20 protein-coding genes and 1 pseudogene are annotated in these 18,517 nt (G+C 71.3%); 9 read left to right on the forward strand and 12 right to left on the reverse strand.

What is annotated here, in order from left to right; translation table 11 throughout:
• Window positions 1-117: 117 nt before the first annotated feature.
• The gene (locus ACWD6P_RS28540; protein ID WP_451447041.1) at window positions 118-402 is read right to left on the reverse strand and encodes a hypothetical protein; all 285 of its coding nucleotides are present in this window, start codon (window positions 400-402) and stop codon (window positions 118-120) included.
• A 273-nt stretch (window positions 403-675) separates the two neighbouring features.
• Between ACWD6P_RS28540 and ACWD6P_RS28545 the strand changes: the two genes are divergently transcribed.
• The 6 genes and pseudogenes from ACWD6P_RS28545 to ACWD6P_RS28570 all read left to right on the forward strand — a co-directional run bounded on the left by ACWD6P_RS28545 (window position 676) and on the right by ACWD6P_RS28570 (window position 5,006).
• On the forward strand, window positions 676-861 hold the full coding sequence (locus ACWD6P_RS28545) for a hypothetical protein (RefSeq protein ID WP_451447042.1): 186 nt from the start codon (window positions 676-678) through the stop codon (window positions 859-861).
• A 349-nt stretch (window positions 862-1,210) separates the two neighbouring features.
• Window positions 1,211-1,438: pseudogene (locus ACWD6P_RS28550) on the forward strand (chaplin); the annotation flags it as partial.
• A 619-nt stretch (window positions 1,439-2,057) separates the two neighbouring features.
• Window positions 2,058-2,540, forward strand: a complete 483-nt coding sequence (locus tag ACWD6P_RS28555) for a hypothetical protein (protein WP_451447043.1) — start codon at window positions 2,058-2,060, stop codon at window positions 2,538-2,540.
• Between the two features lie 290 nt (window positions 2,541-2,830).
• A complete protein-coding gene (locus ACWD6P_RS28560; RefSeq protein ID WP_451447044.1) occupies window positions 2,831-3,109 on the forward strand; it encodes a hypothetical protein in 279 nt (92 codons plus the stop codon).
• A 521-nt stretch (window positions 3,110-3,630) separates the two neighbouring features.
• On the forward strand, window positions 3,631-4,503 hold the full coding sequence (locus ACWD6P_RS28565; RefSeq protein ID WP_451447045.1) for a hypothetical protein: 873 nt from the start codon (window positions 3,631-3,633) through the stop codon (window positions 4,501-4,503).
• A gap of 227 nt (window positions 4,504-4,730) precedes the next feature.
• Window positions 4,731-5,006, forward strand: coding sequence for a hypothetical protein (locus ACWD6P_RS28570; RefSeq protein ID WP_451447046.1), 276 nt, complete (start codon window positions 4,731-4,733; stop codon window positions 5,004-5,006).
• A gap of 200 nt (window positions 5,007-5,206) precedes the next feature.
• On the opposite strand, the gene ACWD6P_RS28575 is transcribed toward ACWD6P_RS28570, so the two are convergent.
• From ACWD6P_RS28575 to ACWD6P_RS28610, 8 genes are all read right to left on the reverse strand, one after another.
• On the reverse strand, window positions 5,207-5,533 hold the full coding sequence (locus ACWD6P_RS28575) for a hypothetical protein (protein ID WP_451447047.1): 327 nt from the start codon (window positions 5,531-5,533) through the stop codon (window positions 5,207-5,209).
• 128 nt (window positions 5,534-5,661) lie between these two features.
• Entirely contained in the window at window positions 5,662-5,967 is a 306-nt protein-coding gene (locus ACWD6P_RS28580; RefSeq protein ID WP_451447048.1) for a hypothetical protein, read from the reverse strand.
• Between the two features lie 339 nt (window positions 5,968-6,306).
• Window positions 6,307-6,555: a hypothetical protein gene (locus tag ACWD6P_RS28585; protein WP_451447049.1), complete on the reverse strand. Its 249-nt coding sequence runs from the start codon at window positions 6,553-6,555 to the stop codon at window positions 6,307-6,309.
• Window positions 6,556-6,798: 243 nt separating this feature from the next.
• The gene (locus ACWD6P_RS28590) at window positions 6,799-7,299 is read right to left on the reverse strand and encodes a hypothetical protein (protein ID WP_451447050.1); all 501 of its coding nucleotides are present in this window, start codon (window positions 7,297-7,299) and stop codon (window positions 6,799-6,801) included.
• 215 nt (window positions 7,300-7,514) lie between these two features.
• Window positions 7,515-8,417 (reverse strand): carbohydrate ABC transporter permease, encoded by a 903-nt coding sequence (locus ACWD6P_RS28595; protein WP_451447051.1) that lies wholly within the window; start codon window positions 8,415-8,417, stop codon window positions 7,515-7,517.
• Window positions 8,417-9,337 carry a carbohydrate ABC transporter permease gene (locus ACWD6P_RS28600; protein WP_451447052.1) on the reverse strand — a complete coding sequence of 307 codons (921 nt, stop codon included), beginning with the start codon at window positions 9,335-9,337 and terminating at the stop codon, window positions 8,417-8,419. Before ACWD6P_RS28600 ends, ACWD6P_RS28595 begins: the two co-directional genes overlap by 1 nt.
• 23 nt (window positions 9,338-9,360) lie before the next feature.
• On the reverse strand, window positions 9,361-10,746 hold the full coding sequence (locus ACWD6P_RS28605) for an extracellular solute-binding protein (protein WP_451447053.1): 1,386 nt from the start codon (window positions 10,744-10,746) through the stop codon (window positions 9,361-9,363).
• On the reverse strand, window positions 10,743-11,717 hold the full coding sequence (locus ACWD6P_RS28610) for a GNAT family N-acetyltransferase (RefSeq protein ID WP_451447054.1): 975 nt from the start codon (window positions 11,715-11,717) through the stop codon (window positions 10,743-10,745). The genes ACWD6P_RS28605 and ACWD6P_RS28610 overlap by 4 nt, the downstream gene beginning before the upstream one ends.
• Window positions 11,718-11,860: 143 nt before the next feature.
• Here ACWD6P_RS28610 and ACWD6P_RS28615 point away from each other — a divergent pair, with 143 nt between their 5' ends.
• Together ACWD6P_RS28615 and ACWD6P_RS28620 are read left to right on the forward strand one after the other, a co-directional pair.
• A complete protein-coding gene (locus tag ACWD6P_RS28615) occupies window positions 11,861-12,745 on the forward strand; it encodes a glycerophosphodiester phosphodiesterase (protein ID WP_451447055.1) in 885 nt (294 codons plus the stop codon).
• Between the two features lie 299 nt (window positions 12,746-13,044).
• Window positions 13,045-14,298: an acyltransferase family protein gene (locus tag ACWD6P_RS28620; RefSeq protein ID WP_451447056.1), complete on the forward strand. Its 1,254-nt coding sequence runs from the start codon at window positions 13,045-13,047 to the stop codon at window positions 14,296-14,298.
• Window positions 14,299-14,549: 251 nt separating this feature from the next.
• On the opposite strand, the gene ACWD6P_RS28625 is transcribed toward ACWD6P_RS28620, so the two are convergent.
• Window positions 14,550-14,972, reverse strand: coding sequence for a RidA family protein (locus ACWD6P_RS28625; RefSeq protein WP_451447057.1), 423 nt, complete (start codon window positions 14,970-14,972; stop codon window positions 14,550-14,552).
• 291 nt (window positions 14,973-15,263) lie between these two features.
• Complete coding sequence (locus ACWD6P_RS28630; RefSeq protein ID WP_451447058.1) at window positions 15,264-15,974, reverse strand: spheroidene monooxygenase; 711 nt, start codon at window positions 15,972-15,974, stop codon at window positions 15,264-15,266.
• Between the two features lie 147 nt (window positions 15,975-16,121).
• On the opposite strand from ACWD6P_RS28630, the gene ACWD6P_RS28635 reads away from it, so the two are divergent.
• Complete coding sequence (locus ACWD6P_RS28635; RefSeq protein WP_451447059.1) at window positions 16,122-16,745, forward strand: TetR/AcrR family transcriptional regulator; 624 nt, start codon at window positions 16,122-16,124, stop codon at window positions 16,743-16,745.
• Window positions 16,746-16,761: 16 nt separating this feature from the next.
• On the opposite strand, the gene ACWD6P_RS28640 is transcribed toward ACWD6P_RS28635, so the two are convergent.
• The gene (locus tag ACWD6P_RS28640; protein WP_451447060.1) at window positions 16,762-18,444 is read right to left on the reverse strand and encodes a bifunctional 3'-5' exonuclease/DNA polymerase; all 1,683 of its coding nucleotides are present in this window, start codon (window positions 18,442-18,444) and stop codon (window positions 16,762-16,764) included.
• Between the last annotated feature and the right edge of the window lie 73 nt (window positions 18,445-18,517).

An 18,517-nucleotide genomic window follows, 5' to 3' on the forward strand; every position in this document is an offset into this window, starting at 1 on the left:
GTAGAGGGCCAGATAGAGCAGGGTGCTGAGCCCGCCGACCACACAGAAGCCGACGAGCTGACGTGCCAGCCCGCCCGGCACTCCGGACAGCTCGCCCGGGACCCGTTTCCGTTCCCGTTACTTGCCGACGTTGTTGTTGCAGCCCATGGACGAGCCCATCGTGGTGGTCTGCGCGCCCGGGTCGCCCTCGCCGCCGCCCAGGTTGCCGGCCAGGCCGTTCGCGACCCCGACCTCGCCGAGGACATCGACATTCGTGTCGTGCGACCGGCAGGAGCTGCCCTGCTTGATGTCGATCCTGCCGCCGCTGTCCTTGCCGCCGTCGGCGTAGGCGGTTCCGGCACCGAGGATGCCGACGGTGCCGAGGGCGGCGGCCACGACAGCAGCCTTGCGAAGCATGCGCATTTCTTCTCCGGTGGATTGAACGAATACGATCTGTTATGTACCAACTTCGTACAGTTATGGAGGCTAATAGCAAATAACCCGAAGTTGCGCAGCGACGCGCCGGGTCGCGTGCGGGCCGAACGGGGCCCCGGCGGGCCCGTGTCCGGCGCCTGCCTTCCGCCCTCGTGCGATCAGGTGAGCGCTTGGCGTGGATGTCGGAGCCCGCCCCGCGCGGGTGGAATGGTGCGCTGTGCACACAGCACGCCAACGACACGAAACGAAGCAGGAGCCGCTATGCGCCGTGCACTCGCCACCCTTGTGGGAGCCCTCGCTCTCGCCGGGGCCCTCTCCGTCCCCGCCCATGCCGACGGCCCCGTCGTGGGTGTCCCCGGCATCCTCGGCGAACCCGTGCGGGCCGCCTCCAACATCGGCGGGCTGCAGTTCGGCGGTCTGCCGCTGGGGCTGCTGGGGCCGCGCTGACCGGGGTCGGCCCGGTGGCCGTGCGGGGCGCGAAGCTCTTCGTCGCGCCCCGCACGGCCTTACCGGCCGCGAGCTGACCTGATGTGACACGGCGGTCATCGTCCGCGGGCGCGTACGACCGGAACTGTCATACTGGCGGCGGGAGTTGGGTGCCGACCGCCGCCGCCCCGGCGGCCGCCGCCGAGAAAAACATCTCCATAAAATCGAATTGGCGTCACTCGTCAGCCGAGTGAGCGTATGCACCAAGCTGAATGAGTGATCGAAATGCCGGATTCGTAGCCTTCCTCCTCCGGTCTCGTTGAGTGTTGTGCGGTCCGCGGCTGTGACCGCACTGTCAAGGAGGAGTCACGTGATCAAGAAGGTCATCGCCGCTTCGGCTGCTACCGGCGGCCTGCTGCTCGCCGGCGCGGGCACGACCGTCGCCGACTCGGGCGCCCACGGAACCGCCAAGGGTTCTCCCGGAATCCTGTCCGGCAACCTGCTTCAACTGCCCATCCACATCCCGGCCAACATCTGCGGCAACACGCTGGACATCGCCGGTCTGCTCAACCCCGCCTTCGGGAACCGCTGCGCCAACATCGACGGGCCGCTGAAGCACCACCACCACTCGTCGAAGAAGCAGCACATGCAGCAGGAGGGCAACCTCGACAAGCCGGCGCACCGCCACCACCGCTCGACGGTGTCCCAGGTCGCCGCGCCCACGACCGGGCGGCACCACGAGCACCAGCACCAGCAGCAGCACCAGCAGGCGACGTCCGTGCGCCCGCAGCTGGCGAAGACCGGTTCGGAGCGGGTCAGCCTGGCGGTTCCGGCCAGCGCCAGTGCCGGGCTGCTCCTCGGCGGCATCCTGCTCTACCGCCGGGGCCGTCGCGCCGCCGCCCGCGGCTGAACGTAGGCGGTGACAGCCGTCCGAGGCCGTCACTCCGTCATGCGTGAGTCTGGGGTCCGGTAGCCACCGGACCCCATATTCACGCGCTGAATTCCCCGCCCGGCAGCCCGATATCCCGACCGTGGCAAATGGGTGACCCCGCAGCAGTTCCCGTGACCGGGTCCGGGAAATTCCCGTTGCCCTTGGGAGAGCGGTCCAGCAGGGGGTGCGCAGGGTGTGAAGGCCCGGGGTTACCACTGTTAGTGCACGCAGAAAAGTAATAAGTAGTCAGATTTCCATGTACAGGCAATGAAGGGCCGAGGGTTCCATGCGCAAGCTCAAGAAGGCCGCGCTCGTCGTCGCGGCGGCCGGCGGTCTGACCTCGATCGGTGCCGGCATCAGCCTCGCCGACGCTCCGCTGGCATACAACGGTGCCGCGCCGCCCCCGGTCCCGCAGTCCGACACCCCCCAGGCCGCCACGTGGTCCGCCTCGCAGGCCACTTCGCACGCCTCCGGCTCGCACGGCGGGCAGCAGCAGGCCCCCCAGGCCGCCGAGCCGCAGCGTCCTGCGGAGGTCTCCCCGCAGGTCAACCCGCAGCTCAACCCGCAGCTCTCCCCGGTGGTCTCGCAGGTTCTGCCGCAGTCCGGCCCGCGGGAGCAGAACAACCTCTTCCGTCCGTACCAGGAGTGCAGCCCGCAGACGCTGCTCGACGCCGACCTGCCGATCGGTGTGCTCGCCGCGCCCCAGACGTCCGGCATCACCTGCACCCAGGCCAACACCCAGGCCAACGCCTTCGCCAGCGCACACTAAGGCCGTTGGGGCCGCCGCGCGCGATGCCGACCGCGGGTCCTTCGGGGGCGATCCCCCCGAAGGACCCGCTTTCGTTTGCGGTGCGGCCGAACAGGTGGTTCGCCACCGGTGCCGACGCCCGTTCCGGCAGGTCGCGAGGCCGAACTGCCCAGGAGGCGGGGGTACTTCCGAACTTTCAGTCGTACAATCCGGCGCGTCGATGCTCATATGCGGATATTTCCTATTAGCCTTCCGTAACTGTAAGAAGTCAATCTCTTACGGATCGCATCCGCTCAATCACCGGAGAAGAAATGCGCAAGCTTCAGAAGGCTGCCGTCGTGGTCGCCGCCCTCGGTAGCATCGGCCTCCTCAGCGCCGGCACCGCCTACGCCGACGGCGGCAAGGGCGGCAACAAGTTCGACATCAAGCAGGGCAGCTCCTGCCGCTCGCACGACCTGAACGTCGATGTCCTCGGCGAGGTCGGCATCCTCAACGGCCTGCTGGGCAACGCGCTCAACGGCGAGGGCCCCGCGGGTGCGCAGGAGACCAAGCTCGGCTCGTCCATGGGTTGCAACAACAGCGCTTTCTGATCACCGGGGAGTCGCGTCACGTAAGCAAGCGACGTGGGTCCCGGCGTCCGAGTCATCTACTCGGACGCCGGGACCCATTCGGCGTTTCGGGGCCCTTCTCGAAACGTGTACATGGAGCCCTCCATGAACTCCTTCTGACTATTCGCGCGCTGGCAAACGGGTGACGGCGCAGCCGTTCCCGTGACCGCGTCCGGGCAAATGCCGTTGCCCCTGGGAGAGAACAGCAAAGGGGCCTGCGGGCCGCCGCCGGAAATCGCTCCTGCCTGCGTACCGGGGTGGTCGGCGGTGACCACGTCGGAAGTGTTGTTTGACGCGCATCGGAGGAGAGCGATGGGAGCCGCCGTCGGTTTCGAGGAGCGTGGAAGGGCAGCGCACCGAGTGCCGTCGCGGGCCTGCGGGAGTTTCCCACCGCGGTCCGACAGGGGGTGCGCAGCGCGTGAAACCCCAGGATTGCCGCTGTTAGCGCACAAGCAATAAGTAGTCAGATTTCCATGTACAGGTAATGAAGGGCCGAGGGTTCCATGCGCAAGCTTCAGCAGGTCATGCTCGTCGTCGCAGCGGCCGGCGGTCTGTCTGCCATCGGCGCCGGCGTCAGCTACGCCGACGGTTCCTCCGGGTACGCGGGCGCCGCCCCGCCCCCTTACCCGCAGGCTGCTCCGGCTCCCGCTCCCGCTCCACAGCCGGCCGCCGCTCCGGCGTACGCCCCTCCGGCTCCCGCCCCCGCCCCGCAGCCGGCCTACGCTCCGCCGGCTCCCGCCCCCGCTCCGCAGCCGGCGTACGCTCCGCCGGCGCCCGCTCCGGCCCCGCAGCCGGCGTACGCGCCTCCGGCACCTGCCCCGGCCCCCGCCCCGCAGCCGGCCGCGCCCCCCGCTCCGGCCCCCGCCCCGCCGGCTCCCGCTCCCCAGCAGGCCGCCCCGGCCCCCGCCCCGCAGCCGGCCGCGCCCGCTGCGCCGCCGGCTCCCGCCCCCGCTCCGGAGCCGCCCGCCCCCCAGGCCGCCCCGCAGCACGAAGGCCACCACGCCACCGCATGGGCCTCGTCGCATGGTTCGTCGCAGGCTTCCGTCACGCACGCCGCGCCGCAGCAGCACGCCGCTCCGCAGGCGTCCGCCCCGGCTCCGGCCGCGCAGTCGACCCCGCAGATCGTCCCGCAGGTGGTCCCCCAGGCCGCTCCGCAGGTCACCCCGCAGGTCGCCCCGAAGGTCGACGTTCCGCAGGTCGTTCACCCGCAGTCCGTCCCGCACGCCGCCCCGCAGGTCAACCCCCAGGTCAACCCGCAGGTGAACCCGCTGATCAACCCGCTGATCTCCCCGGACGTCCCGCAGGTCTCCCCCTTCGGGCTCGGGCGGCTCGCGGCGTCTCCGCTGGGACAGGTCGACCTGCCCCGTATGTCCTGACCGCCTGACGGAGCCGGCGCGAGCCGCTCCGAAGCAGGCGTCCCGATCGGACTGTTCGCCGTCCCCGCGGCCCAGGGTGCCACCCGCGCCCCGCCGCGGGGCGCTCCGCCCGTTCCGGCCGGTCCATGCCGTCCGCGCGGTGCGGGGCATTCATGTGGGGCTCCCGTACCCGTAAGAACCGATCTGACGCAGACTCAGATCGCATCCGCTCAATCTCCGGAGAAGAAATGCGCAAGCTTCAGAAGGTTGCCGTCCTGAGCGCCGTCCTCGGCAGCGTCGGCGCCCTCAGCGCCGGTACCGCCTACGCCCACGGCGAGGCGGGTGCCCACGACGTCGACGTCAAGCAGGGTGCCTCGTGCAGGTCGCACGACATGAACATCGACGTCCTCGGCTCGGTCGGAGCGCTCAACGGCACGCTGGGCAACGCGCTCAACGGCGAGGGCAGCCCGGGTGCGCAGCCCACCAGCCTGGGCGCGAAGATGCGCTGCGTCAACGGCTCCTGAGCACCCGGTAGTCGCCCAGGGACCGGAAGGGGCCCCGGCGTCCGAGCCGCAAGGCCGGTGCCGGGGCCCCTTTGCGGCCTTCTGCCGCGCCCGTTGCGCACAGAGCGGACGGCCCCACCGGGATCAACCCGGTGGGGCCGTCCACCGTTCGCGAGGGTGTTCCGCGATCCGCCGAAGGACCGCCGCACAGCTTCCGGGGCTCAGGCCTCGATGTGCTCGCCGGGGGCGGGCGCCGTGTTGGAGCAGGTCACATTGGGTCCGACCCGTGAGTTCCCGGTGTTCAGCAGGCCTTGCGCGGGCCACGTCAGGGGCTGGGCCGTCAGGCAGTCCTGCGACTGCTTGAGGCTGTATCTGCCGTCCGCGCTGGTGTAGCCGGTGTTCTTCTGGACGCAGGAGAGGTTGCCCGTGATGTCACGGACGCAGTTGCCCAAGGGCCCTTCGGCGTAAGCCTGGTGGGCTCCGGCGAAGGTGAGGGCGAGGCCGCCCAGGAGCGCCGAGACAGCTGCGATCTTCTTCCTACTGAACATGTGCTGCGTTCCTTTGTGATTGTGCCCGGGCGCCAGACACCGCGAACGGCCCGCGCCCGGGCCGTGAAGGAGAGGGAGAAAGGGCCCCGGCGCCGGGCCGGTGGCTCGGACGCCGGGACCCGATTCCGTTACTTGCCGCCCTGCCCGCCGATGCTGTCGTTGCAGCCCATGGACGAGCCGATCGGGGTGGACTGGGCACCCGCCGGGCCCTCGCCGTTGAGCGCGTTGCCCAGTACGCCGTTGAGGATGCCGACCTCGCCGAGGACGTCGACGTTCAGGTCGTGCGAGCGGCAGGAGTTGCCCTGCTTGATGTTCCAGGCGTCGCCGCCGCCCTTGCCGCCGTGCCCGCCGTCGGCGAAGGCAGGGCCGGCGCCGAGGATGCCGATGCTGCCGAGAGCCGCGGCAACGACCGCAGCCTTGTGAAACTTGCGCATTTCTTCTCCGGAAAATTGAACGGATGCGATCAGTCGTTGATCGACTGCGTACAGTTACGGAAAGTTAATACGAAATGTCCCACAGTTGCGCAGCGACGCGCCGGGTGTTATGTGCGCCCGGGGCAGGGGTGGCTCGGTGGCTGCTCCGCGCCCGGGGTGGGGTGGGGGAGTTCGGTGGACGGGGGCGGTGCGGGCGTCTCGCGCGGAAATCACCCGTTCGGCCGCACCGACACGCGAGCCGTGCGGCCGCGCCGTATGGCCGAGGCGCGAAAACGGGCTCCCCGAGGAGTACCCCCGAAGAGCCCGTGACGGCTTCGCGTAGCGCTGCCCCCGGCGTGCTTAGCCGTGGAAGGCGTGGTTGTGCTGGTCGCAGGTGGTGCCGAAGGTCTGCGGGACGGCGAGGACGCCGATCGGGATGTTGTTGTCGAGCACGGTCTGCGGACTGCACTCCTGGTACGGGCGGAAGATGTCGTTCACCCGCGGCCCGTTGCTGCCGTGTGCGTGGGCGGTGCCGGCGGCGGCACCGAGGGCGGAGAGGCCGCCGGCTGCTGCTGCGGCGACGACCACGACCTGCTGAAGCTTGCGCATGGAACCTACGGCCCTTCGTTACCTGTGCATAGAGGCCTGATTGCCTACTGTGACCGTGCGCACACTAGCAGTAGTCGTCTCGGGCGTTCCACTCCACTCGGGCGTCATGTGTCGAATCATGACAAGCCTGTTGTAATCGCGCGGCGGGCAAGGGGCAGGCCCAGGCGGTGACTTCCGGCGCCGGCCGGTGGGCGGCGCGGCGGTCGTCACGGCCATGGGCCTGTTCCGCAAAGGGCGTTCGGGTCAGCCGGTGGCCAGCGGACGCTTGCCGCGAAGGTCCTCGGAGTCGTACGTACCGGGGGCGTCGGACAGCTTCAGGGCGAAGGCGGTGAAGACCTTCCTGCCGTCCACGGTCTTGGGGTCGAGGAGCGTGACGGTGGCCTTCAACGGCCGCTCGAGGCAGGTGTCCAGGCACCAGGTGCCGGTCACCTTGCCGGTGCCGACGGCCTTCTTGGCGCCCCACTGCTTCCAGGTGACCTTGCCGATCGAGGTGAACTCGGAGAGCACCAGGTTCGCGGGGCTGCGCTCGGCGCGGCCCCGGTCCGCGTTCTCCTCCCCGTAGTGGTTGATGACGTAGGGCGTGCCGACGGTGCGGGCGACGCTCGTGGCGGGCGATCCGCTGTGGGCGGGGGTCGCCGCCTGTGCCGCCTGGGCCCCGGCGAAGATGCCGAGGACGGCAACTCCGGCCAGGGCGGCCCCCATGGCCGTCTTCGTGCGCCGGTTCGACAGCAGGGTGCTGGTCATGGCTCTCATTCCGTTCGAGGTGGATCTGTCGGCGCGTCAGAAACTACGAGCGGTGCTTCTCGGTGATCTGTCGGGCGTGTAACAGCGTTCCATCGACTGCTGTTACGTGATCTACATATGGGGCCGGGAGGACGGCCGGCCGCCCGCGCTGCCGCACGGGTTCCCCGCCGTGTTCCCGGCGGGCGAAGCCGAGTCGTGGCGCCGCCCCGGTCGCCTCACTTGAGGCCGCTGAGCATCACGCCCCGGATGTAGTGCCGCTGCAGCAGCAGGAAGAGCAGCAGCACCGGCAGGATGCTCAGCACCAGCCCGGCCATCATGACGGGCACCATCCGGTCGGGGTCGAGATGGCTCTGCAGCATCTGGATCCCCACCGGCAGCGTCATCAGCCGCGGGTTGGCGGTGGAGATCAGCAGGGCCCAGATGTACTCGTTCCAGGCCCCTACGAACGTGAGCAGCACGAGGGTGACGGCCACCGGCTTGGTCTGCGGCAGGACGATGCGCCACCAGACGGTGAATTCGCCGGCGCCGTCGATGCGGGCCGCCTCCAGCAGTTCGTCCGGGATGGCGACCATGAACTGCCGCATCAGGAAGATGCCGAAGCCCGAGACGAGGAACGGCATGACCAGTGCGGCGAGGCTGACGGTGAGTCCGGCGCCGCCGCGGCCGAGCAGATCGTTGCCGCCGGCGCCCGGCCAGTGCACCAGGATCAGAAAGTGCGGGATGAAGAAGAGGAAGGGCGGAAACATCATCGTCGACAGGACCAGGCGGAAGATCAGATCACGGCCGGGGAAGCGCAGTTTGGCCAGCGCGTAACCGGCGAGCGCGGAGGTCAGAAGGGTGGAACCGGTGATCAGCGCGGTCGCGACGACGCTGTTGCGGAAGAGCAGCGGGAGATCCAACTGCACGATCGCGGAACGGTAGTTGCCGAGGTCGAAGGCCTCGGGGAGGAAACGGTAGGGCAGCTTTCCGTATTCGCCGGGCCCTTTGAACGACGTCAGCAGCATGTCGAGGAACGGCACCACGGTGAGGACCGCCCCGGCGGTCACCACGGCGTACGAGACCCAGGGGCGGCGGCGACGGCGGGGGTGCCGGCCGGCGGAGGTTCCGGATCCGTTCATCAGCCCTCGCCCTTCCGGCGGAACAGCCACAGCTGCAGCACCGCCACCACGGAGATGACCAGAAACAGCACGAAAGCGGCCGCGGCGGCGATTCCCCAGTCGCCGTACTTGAACGCCTGCAGATACATCTCCAGGGCCGCGACATTGGTCGCATCGCCCGGTCCGCCCTCGCCCGTCATCACATTGATCAGCGCGAACGACTGCAGCCCGGTGATGAACTGGGTGAGGCACACGAAGAGCAGGGACGGCCGCAGCAGCGGCAGGGTGATCCGCCGGAAGACGGTGCGCGGGCCGGCGCCGTCCAGCTCCGCGGCCTCGTAATAGACCTCCGGGATCGCTTTCAGACCCGCGGTGAGAATGAGGATCGCGGAGCCGACGGACGCCCAGGCCTGCACCACGACGATGGACGGCAGCGCCGTGCCGGGGTTCTGGAGAAAGCCGACGGAGTCCAGGCCGAGGCCGTTGAGCAGGCCGTTGACCAGCCCGCCCGGTTCGTACATGTACTTCCATACGTTGCCGACGGCGACCACCGTCGTCACGATCGGCAGGAAGTAGAGGGTGCGCCAGAAGCCCTGGAAGCGCAGCTGGTTGATGCAGTGGGCGAGGGTCAGCGCAGCGCAGAGCGCGATCGCCACGGTGCCGAGGGCGTACAGCAGCGTATTGGTGAGGACGGGCGTCAGAAAGGTCGATCCCCGGGCGAAGAGGTCGGTGAAGTTGGCCAGGCCGACCGGGTCGATCCCGTCCAGGTCGAAGCCGGCCCAGCGGGAGTGCGCGAGCAGCACGGCGAACAGCAGCGGCAGCGCGAGGAACACCGCGAAGAACAGCAGGGTCGGCGTCAGGAACAGAAAGGCGAGGACGGTCTGCCGACGGCGGGCCGCCCGGACGGGACCGCCGGCGGGGGAGAGCCGGTCCGAGGCCATGGCGCATCACCTCTCGATGGGGCTCAGTAGGGCCGGGAGAGTGCCCGGTCGATCTGCCGGGTGAGGGTGCGCAGCGCGGCATCGACCGAGGCGCGGCCCGTCCAGATCTCCTCGATGTTCTTGCGCAGCAGCGCGGTGGCCTGCTGGGCGCGCGGGACGTTCGGCTGCGGGACGGCGTGGCGCAGCGCGTCCAGGAAGGGGACGAGGTTCGGGTCGCCGCGATGACGGCCGCCGGGGCCGCCGCCGGAGCCGGCACCCAGCAGCGCCCGCATGTCGTCCGCGCGGCCGGTCATCGAACCGACCGCGACCTGGAGCGCGCTCATCCTGGACACCGCGACCGCCGGACCGGAGCGCCCGGCCGGCCGCGCGCCGGGCACCGGTACGGCGTTGAGCCAGTGCAGAAACTCCCAGGCCTCCCGCGGATGCCTGCTCTTCGTGTTCACGCCCAGCAGGAAGCCGGTCGCCAGGGTGCCGCGATCGCCCGGGGCGCGACCCGGCACCGGGGCCACCCCGACGTCGCGGTAGTCCGCGCCCATCGCCGTCCGCAGACTCGACGTCCACCAGCCCGCGTTGACCGTCATCGCCACCTGCCCGGACGGAAAGGCCCTGAAGACCGGGATGCCGGAGTCGGCGGCGCCGCGGTCGATCAGCCGGCGCTCCAGGCCGAGTACCTCCCGCCCGGCCGCCGAGCCGAGCGCGGTCCGCCGGCCGTCGGGCGTCAGGAACGCACCGCCGCCCGCGGCCAGCAGGGCGAGCGTCTGTCCCACGACGGTCGAATCGTCGGCCCGCGACAGCCCGAAGCCCTGCACCAGGGTGTTGCCGTGCCGGTCCCGCCGGGCGGTGCGGTACGCGGTGTCCTCCAGTTCCCGCCAGGTGCGCGGCGGCCCGGCGACACCGGCCGCCCGCAGCAGCCGCCGGTTGTAGTAGAGGGCGTAGGTCTGCACCTCCGTGGGATAGCCGTAGACCGTGCCGTCCACGGACGACGCGGCCACGGCCGCCGGGGAGAACTCCCGGCGGATCAGCCGCGCGGCCCGGGGCGGCGCCGGCCGCAGCACACCGGCCCGCACCAGCTGGCCGGTCCACAGGCCGGACGGGTGGAGGATGTCGGCGCCCTGGCCCGCGGCCTGCCGCACCATGTACGTCGTCAGCAGATCGGCGAACCTGACCGCGATGGCGCGTACCCGCACCTGCCGGTGGGTGGCGTTCCAGGCGTCGACCGCCGATTGCAGCGCCGATCTGAGGGGTTCGCTCCCGTAGTGCGTCAGGACGGTCAGCGTGACGGGGGCGCCCGAGCGGCCGGCCCCGTCGTCGTCCCCGTACGCCTCGCCGGCGGGTTCCGTGCACCCCGCGGCGGCCAGCAGGGCGGCCCCGGCGCCCGCGGCGCCCGCCGTGAACGTACGCCGCCTCACTGCGCCTCCCACCCCAGCACCTCGAACGTCCGGGTCGTGGCGAAACCGCTCGCCCGGTACAGCCGCCCCGCCGGGCTCGTTTCGCCCGTCCACAGGAACCACGCCCCGTGGACGCCGAGCGCCCGCATCCGCTCCAGCGTCCGGTGCAGCAGGACCTTGCCCAGCCCGGCGCCGCGCAGCTCCTCGCGTACGCCGAAGGGGCCGAACCGCTCGGGCGTGCCGTCGTACCCGCCGTGCATCGCCCAGCCCGCCAGCCGCCCGTCCGGTGCACGGGCGATGACGATGCGCTCCAGAGGGGCGCCGCCGGTCAGACACCGCCGGATCGCCCGTGCCCAGTCGGGGCTGAACTCCTCGGCGGCCAGGTGGACCAGGTCCACCAGATCGTCGTCGGACGGTGTGCCGAAGCGAAACCCCCGCGCGGCCAGGTCCTGCTCATGCCGCCGGACCGCATCCGGCATGCGGTAGCCGACCAGGCTGCGGTCCATCGCGGCGGCCTCGTAGCGGAGCCGGAAGCCGAGCCGGTCCAGCAGCCGGCCGGCCTCCGGGTACGCGGCCCGGTCCAGGCCGGGCAGCACATAGTTGGGCGTGTACGGGGCGAAGCCGACCCGGGTGCGGCCGTGGCCGCGCAGCCAGTCGAGGGCGTCGGTGAGCAGCCGGCGGCCGAGGCCCGCGCGGCGGTGCGGCGGCTCGACGAAGAAGAACAGCAGCCAGCCGTCCGCCGGCTCCAGATCGGTCCCGCTCAGCGGGGTGCGGCGGCGCACCGCGTAGGCGGCGCCCACGATCCGGCCGCCGGACTCGGCCACCCGCAGACCCTCGGGGTCGAAATTGGGGTCGAGCAGGATCAGCGTGCGGAAACGGTCGGCGCTGATCGGATCGTCCGGGGCGCTGCGGGACCAGGCCGCCAGCAGCGAGGGACCGTCCCCGGGGCGGAAGGCGCGGAGGACGGGGCGCGGACTGGGGGTGGCGGGCATCGGGACACTACTTACCGCACATCGGGCACCTTGGCGACGGTGCACGCCCGGATGGACCCCTCACGTGGCGGGCGCGCCGGGCGGCAGGCATGTTGATCAGACAGCCCGGCCGGCCCGTGGACGGGTGAGCGGGAGGCTGCCGGATGCTTCGGAGACCGTTGCGGATCCCCGCCGTCGGCATCGCCTATCTGGTGACGGCGGCGGTGTCCTCGTCCGCGATGGCGTCCGGGCCGGAGGAGTACGCGGACGTCGCGGTGACGCGGGCCGCGCGGGCCGGGCCCGGTACCGCTGCGGCGCAGGTGATCGCCCACCGCGGCGCCTCCCGTTACGCACCGGAGAACACGCTGGCCGCCGTGGACGCCGCGCACCGCCGCGGGTTCATATGGGTCGAGAACGATGTGCAGCGCACCAAGGACGGCCGGCTCATCGTCCTGCACGACACCACGCTGCGGCGGACGACCGACGCCGCGAAGGTGTTTCCGGGGCGGGCGCCGTGGCGGGTGGGGGACTTCACCGCCGCCGAGATCGCGCGGCTGGACGCCGGGAGCTGGTTCGGCAAGCGGTTCGCGGGGGAGCGGGTGCCGACGCTGGGCGACTTCCTACGCCGTCTGGACCACAACGGGCAGCACCTTTTGCTGGAGATCAAGGCCCCGCAGAAGTACCCCGGAATCGAGGCGCAGATCGTCCGGGAACTACGGGCGCGGGGCTGGCTGGATCGTGGCCATGTGCGCAGTCGGCTGGTGGTGCAGAGTTTCTCCGTGGCGAGCGTGAAGAGGGTGCATGAACTTGTGCCACAGGTGCGTACGGGAATTCTGGGGGCACCAGATGTGGACAAACTGGAGCGCTATGCGCGCTTTGCCGACCAGATCAACCCCCGTATGTCCGCGCTCAGTTCGCGCTGGCTCGCGGCGGTCCACCGGCTGCGCGGCCCGCACGGACGCCCGTTGGAGGTCTATGCGTGGGACGTGGCGAAGAACACGAACGCGCGATCGGTCCGGGCGCGGGGAATCGAAGGCATCATTGAATAGAGTTCGGGTGTTGGGAAACAGGGGGATTGCCCGGATGGGGCGGGGCCGGACGGTAACGGAGCGTGTGTTGCGACCCCGTGCTGCGTGAAGGAACTGTGGAGGGGCAACGCGCGGCCTGTGCCCGCGGCAGGCGGGGATTTACGGGATTCCCGCCGCGCAGCTAAGGTGCCTGAGATGTTCGACGCCGCCAACCTCCCCGTAAATGAACTAAGACGCAGGATTTGGCTTTTGGGTTCCGAAGTGCGCCCCGGTGCGGGCCAGCGTCCAGCCCCTCCCGTGGATTTCTGCCGGGAGGCTCCTTGAACAACGAATATCCGGGGTACGGCGAACGGCGGGTGCCGCTTCCCCCGCCGCGGCAGACGCCGTACGACGCGCCGGTCCGGGCGGCAGCCCCGGCGCCGGCGGGGACCGGCGGCGCGACGGCGACGACGCTGGCACCGACGACGCCCGCCCCCTCGCACGCCAGGCCCAGAAGCCACGCCAAGGGCCGGGGCAGGGGCCGGGCCAAGAAGCACACCACGGCCGGCGCCAAACCGCGCGACGCGTTCTTCGACAACGCCAAGTACCTGGCCATCGTGCTGGTGGCGATGGGGCACTCCTGGGAGCCGTTGCGCGACGGCAGCCGTACCGCGGCGGCGCTCTACATCACCGTCTATGCCTTCCATATGCCGGCGTTCATCATCATCTCCGGCTATTTCTCGCGCAGTTTCGATATGCGCAAGGACCGGCTGCAGCGGCTGATCACCGGAGTCGCGGTTCCGTACATCCTCTTCGAAGTCGCTTACACGCTCTTCAAGAGGTGGGCGGACGACGATCCGCATTACCCGATCAGCCTGACGGACCCCTGGTATCTGACGTGGTTCCTGGCCGCGCTCTTCATCTGGCGGCTGACCACCCCGCTGTGGAAGATCGTGCGCTGGCCGGTTCCGCTCGCGCTGGCCATCGCCGTACTCGCGTCCGTCTCACCGGACATCGGTGACGATCTGGACCTTCAGCGGACGCTGCAGTTCCTCCCCTTCTTCGTGATCGGGCTGGCGCTGCGGCCGGAGCACTTCAAGCTCGTACGCCGCAAGAAGGCGCGGATCGCGGCCGTACCGGTCTTCGCCGGCGCCCTGGTCTTCGCGTACTGGGCGGCGCCGCGGATGAACGCCGCGTGGTTCTACCACCGTGACGCCGCGCAGGAACTCGCCGCCCCCTGGTGGAGCGGCGCGGTGATGACGCTGGCGATGTTCGGCTGTTCGCTGGTGCTGGTGGCCTGCTTCTTCGCCTGGATCCCGGGCCGCACGATGTGGTGCACGGCGCTGGGCGCGGGCACCCTCTACGGCTACCTGCTGCACGGGTTCCTCGCCAAGGGCTCGCGCTTTTGGAACTGGTACGACCACCCGTGGGTGCACACGCCGTGGGGTGCGGTGCTGCTCACGCTGTTCGCGGGCGCAGTCGTCACGCTGCTGTGCACCCCGCCCGTGCAGCGGGTCTTCCGCTTCGCGATGGAGCCCAAGATGACCTGGGCGTTCAAGAAGGATCCGGTGGGGATGGCGCGCGGCCGGAACTGAGCGGCGACAGCGCGGATACGGGCACCGGGGCGCCGGTCCCGCCGGGAGACCGGCGGGACCGGCGCCCTTGGTCTGTCCGGGCTTCCGGCGCCGGGGCCCGTGGCCGCAACGGACGCGGCGACGACGGGACCACGGCTCGCCGCCGGGGCTCGCCACCGCGGCTCAGCTCCGCCATCGCGGCTCAGCTCCGCCGCCGCGGCCCAACTCCCGCTACCGGCGCCTCCGCTCCGGCTAGCGCACCACCGTTCCCGCTAGCGCACGACCGCGATGCCCTCGATCTCGACCAGCGCGGTCTCGTCCCACAGGCGGGTGGCGCCGATCACGGCCATCGCCGGGAAGTCGCTGCCAACCAGACGCTTCCACACCCGGCCGAGCTCCCTGGCGTGCTGCCGGTAGTCGGCGACATCGACCGCGAAGACAGTGAGCTTGGCGAGGTCGGACGGGCCGGCCCCGGCGGCCGCCGCGACGTCCAGCAGATTCGCCAGCGCGCGCTCGAACTGCTCGACGATGCCGTCCCCGACGATCCGGCCCGATCCGTCGAGGGCGGTCTGCCCGGCGAGGAAGACCAGCGTGCCCGGGGCGGCGCGCACGGCATGGCTGAACCCGGTCGGCGGCGCGAGGTGGGAGGGGTTGATGCGCTCCAGCTCGCCGTTTCTCGCCATGTCAGCGCTCATCCGCGTCTGCTCCCCTCGGTTGCCGGCTCATCGCGCGCACCTCCGCTGCCCACTCGTAGCGCACACCTGGGGAGGGAAGCGCGTCCGGCTCCTCCTGGGGAAGCCGCTCAACGCTGTTTCCTTCCCGCCTCGCTGTTTCTTTCCCGCCTCGCATCGCCTCTCCGCGGCCCTCGGCCCCTGCCCCCGGCAGCTCCCCCGGCCATCGGGCCCTGCCCGGGGAGTTTAGGCCCGCCCGGCCCCGCCCGGCCCCGTCCGGCCCCGCCCGGCCCCGTCCGGTGGATCACGAGGGAGTCATCGCGCTCCGGGCCGCGGCGGCGGGACCGGAGTGTTCGCCGCCAGCGGGTCCCGGCCGTCGAGCGTGCCTTGGGCTCCGTACGGGCGGCAGCGCAGGAAGGCCGCTTCGTGGTGGAACGGCTTGGCCTGATGCTCCCTGACCGCCTCTTTGTGCTCGGGCCGGGCGGAGCCGTAGGCGTAGCGGCGCATGGCCGACAGGCTCTGCCATACCGAGAACGTGCCGACGAAGCGAGGGGGCCGGGCCAGGGCGACGGAGGCCATCAGCGAGGGATCGGCCGCGGCCCGCCCGGCGGCCCGGGAGTTGGCGCGCAGGAACGGCAGCGCGCGGCGCAGCCTCAGCTGCCCGAGGGTGAGCACGGCGACCGGCCCGTCCTCCTCGTCCATCGCGGCGCCGGGCTCGGCCTCGACCGGCATCGGACGCCATGAGCCGGATATCCGCACCGGCTGCAGCCGCACATGCCAGCCGCCCGCCAGCCGCCGCGCGAGCGGGCTCTCGGCGAGGAAGCGGTCGAGCGCGGTGTCGTCCTCCCACGACGCGAGCAGCGCGGCCCGGCCGGGGCGCAGCTTGGGCGGACCGGCGGCGATGTCGCCGGTGAGCAGGGTCCGGGCATGGCGGAGGCCGGGGATCTCCCCCGACCGTGGGCGCTCGCGCAGGACGCCGCGTGCGGAGCGGACGCCCAGGTCGGCGAAGTGGACGGAAACGATCACGACGGCCCCCGTATCCCAGCCCATGGGCATGGGGCTGCTGGGTTACTGATGCGTATACCAAGCGGTACACGACCTAGTATCCTTCATCACACCGACAATTGCGAGCCGAATTCACCAGCCGGAACACGCCAGTTCGCGAGGGACCGCATGAGCGAGATCGACCGGAGCCGCGCCGCGCGCGCCGAGACCAGAACACGTATCGAGGACACCGCTGCCCGGCTGTTCGCCGAGCGCGGCTTCGCGGGCACGACCATCGGGGAGATCGCCGCCGGAGCCGGTCTGAGCAAGCCGATGCTCTACCGCCACTTCGACTCCAAGCAGGAGCTGCACCTCGCCCTCCTGGAGCGGCACCGCGACGAGCTGGCCGCCGCCCCGGTCCATGAACTCCTCCACGGCGAGGGCGATGTGGAGACCCGGATGACGGCGATGTACGACGCCTGGTTCGGGTATGTGCAGAGCCACCCGTACACCTGGCGCATGATGTTCCGCGACACCACCGGGGACGCCGAGGTGCAGGCCTTCCACCAGGAGCTCCAGCGCCGGCAGCGCGAGACGGACATCGCGCTGCTCCGCGAGTTCGCCCCGGGCATCCCGGAGGCCGAACTGGAGCCGCTCGGCGAGGCGATCCGCAGCTCGCTCTACGGCCTCGCCCTGTGGTGGCTGGAGCGTCCCGACCGCCCCCGGGAACCGCTGGTCGCGGCGATGGTACGGATCACCCGTGGCCTGATCGCCACGTCCCAGAGCCCGGGCGGCTCGCACCCCGGCCGGTGAACCACCGGGTCATGGCTCACTTCGCCGCCGCGTAGCACTCCACCACCGCGGTGGTGAACGGAAAGCGGACCGGCGTGCGGCCGAAGGCGATCCGCCCCGCCGTCGCGGCCGCCGCGGTGATCGCCTCGGACACCGCCGCCGCCTCCCGCTCGGGACAGTGCACGATCACCTCGTCGTGCTGGAAGAAGACCAGCTCGGCGCGGAGCCCGCCCTCCCACAGCGAGCGGCGCAGCGCGGCCAGCATCAGCAGCGCCCAGTCCGCGGCGCTGCCCTGGACGACGAAGTTGCGGGTGAACCGCCCGCGGGCGCGAGCCGCCGCGGAGCCGCCGCCGTACCCCGCCGGCTGCTCGTCCTCCTGGGGCAGGCCTGCCTCGTCGGGCGGCGCCATGGACGCCGGCGGGCAGGTGCGGCCCATCCACGTGCGCACCAGGCGGCCCTCCTCACCCGCACGGGCCGCGTCGTCCACATACGCCACCGCTGCCGGATAGCGGCGGCGCAGATCGGCCATGTGCTTGAGGGCGTCGCCCGACGTCTGGCCGTAAATGGCTCCCAGCAGGCCCAGCTTGGCCTGTTCGCGGTCGCCGCCGAACGCGCGGGCCGCCAGATCCGCGTAGAGGTCCCGGCCGCTGCCGGCCACCTCCATCAGGCCGCGGTCGCGGGAGACAGCGGCCAGCACCCGAGGCTCCATCTGGTCGGCGTCGGCGACCACCAGGCGCCAGCCCGGGTCGGCGAGCACCGCCCGCCGGATCACCCTGGGGATCTGCAGCGCGCCACCGCCGTTGGCGGTCCAGCGCCCGGAGACCGTGCCCCCGGGCAGGTACTCGGGGTGGAAGCGGCCATCGTGGACCCACTGCTGGAGCCACGACCACCCGTGAGCGGTGTACAGGCGGTAGAGCTTCTTGTACTCCAGCAGCGGCGCCACCGCCGGATGGTCGATCTGCTGGAGCTCCCACTTGCGGGTCGAGGTCAGGGAGATCCCGGCGCCGGCGAAGGCCTTGACGATCTCCTGCGGCAGATCGGGGCGCACCCGTGTGCTCTTCCCGAAGGCCCGGGAGACCTCGTCCGCCAGCTCCGCCATCCGCCGGGTCTCCAGCCCGCCCGGATAGCGCTCGCCCAGCAGCTCGTCGAGCAGCTCGCGGTGCACATCCGCCCGCCAGGGCAGCCCGGCCCGGCCCATCTCCGCGGCGACCAGCATGCCCGCGGACTCGGAGGCCAGCAGCAGCCGCATCCGCTCCGGATGCCCGGTCTTCTCCGTACGCGCCACCTGGCCGGCGTAGACCTCCAGCAGCGCCGCCAGCTCGTCCGTGCCGGGCGGCAGCGGCACCGGGCCCGGCTCGAAGAGCGAGGGCTGGGTCTCGGCCGTGCGCACGGGAGCGTCCTGCGGGACGGGCAGGCCGCGCAGCCGCGCCCAGGCGGCGGCCAGCGAACGCGGCTGGCCCGACTGGCCCTCCTCATGGCCGATCAGCAGCGCCTCGGCGGCCTCCACGTCATAGCACCGCTCGACCCGCACCCCCGAGGCCAGCAGCCGCCGGTAGATCTCCGCGGTGGACCGCCACACCCACCGCTCGACCTCGGGCCGCGAGCGCACGGCCTCGGCGAGCGAGCTCTCCCGCACCACCGGCCCGGCGGCCCGGCCGTCTGGGGCGAGCGGGCAGAGACGAGCACCCCCGTCGCCCGTCTCCGCCACCGCCCATCTCATGCCAGCGAGTCTTGCACCCCCCTCTGACAATCGCCCTGACCAGCGGATACGGCACGATCCCCGGCCCTCGCGC

The sequence above is a fragment of the Streptomyces sp. NPDC002446 genome (assembly GCF_053595675.1).

Bases quoted from the DNA above. Each gene is read 5' to 3' on its own strand.
- ACWD6P_RS28635 (WP_451447059.1), top strand. From the start codon at position 16,122: ATGAGCGAGATCGACCGGAGCCGCGCCGCGCGCGCCGAGACCAGAACA.
- ACWD6P_RS28610 (WP_451447054.1), bottom strand. From the start codon at position 11,717: ATGCCCGCCACCCCCAGTCCGCGCCCCGTCCTCCGCGCCTTCCGCCCC.
- ACWD6P_RS28585 (WP_451447049.1), bottom strand. From the start codon at position 6,555: ATGCGCAAGCTTCAGCAGGTCGTGGTCGTCGCCGCAGCAGCAGCCGGC.
- ACWD6P_RS28580 (WP_451447048.1), bottom strand. From the start codon at position 5,967: ATGCGCAAGTTTCACAAGGCTGCGGTCGTTGCCGCGGCTCTCGGCAGC.
- ACWD6P_RS28625 (WP_451447057.1), bottom strand. From the start codon at position 14,972: ATGAGCGCTGACATGGCGAGAAACGGCGAGCTGGAGCGCATCAACCCC.
- ACWD6P_RS28545 (WP_451447042.1), top strand. From the start codon at position 676: ATGCGCCGTGCACTCGCCACCCTTGTGGGAGCCCTCGCTCTCGCCGGG.
- ACWD6P_RS28615 (WP_451447055.1), top strand. From the start codon at position 11,861: ATGCTTCGGAGACCGTTGCGGATCCCCGCCGTCGGCATCGCCTATCTG.
- ACWD6P_RS28570 (WP_451447046.1), top strand. From the start codon at position 4,731: ATGCGCAAGCTTCAGAAGGTTGCCGTCCTGAGCGCCGTCCTCGGCAGC.
- ACWD6P_RS28640 (WP_451447060.1), bottom strand. From the start codon at position 18,444: ATGAGATGGGCGGTGGCGGAGACGGGCGACGGGGGTGCTCGTCTCTGC.
- ACWD6P_RS28540 (WP_451447041.1), bottom strand. From the start codon at position 402: ATGCGCATGCTTCGCAAGGCTGCTGTCGTGGCCGCCGCCCTCGGCACC.
- ACWD6P_RS28590 (WP_451447050.1), bottom strand. From the start codon at position 7,299: ATGACCAGCACCCTGCTGTCGAACCGGCGCACGAAGACGGCCATGGGG.
- ACWD6P_RS28575 (WP_451447047.1), bottom strand. From the start codon at position 5,533: ATGTTCAGTAGGAAGAAGATCGCAGCTGTCTCGGCGCTCCTGGGCGGC.
- ACWD6P_RS28560 (WP_451447044.1), top strand. From the start codon at position 2,831: ATGCGCAAGCTTCAGAAGGCTGCCGTCGTGGTCGCCGCCCTCGGTAGC.
- ACWD6P_RS28555 (WP_451447043.1), top strand. From the start codon at position 2,058: ATGCGCAAGCTCAAGAAGGCCGCGCTCGTCGTCGCGGCGGCCGGCGGT.
- ACWD6P_RS28600 (WP_451447052.1), bottom strand. From the start codon at position 9,337: ATGGCCTCGGACCGGCTCTCCCCCGCCGGCGGTCCCGTCCGGGCGGCC.
- ACWD6P_RS28595 (WP_451447051.1), bottom strand. From the start codon at position 8,417: ATGAACGGATCCGGAACCTCCGCCGGCCGGCACCCCCGCCGTCGCCGC.
- ACWD6P_RS28565 (WP_451447045.1), top strand. From the start codon at position 3,631: ATGCGCAAGCTTCAGCAGGTCATGCTCGTCGTCGCAGCGGCCGGCGGT.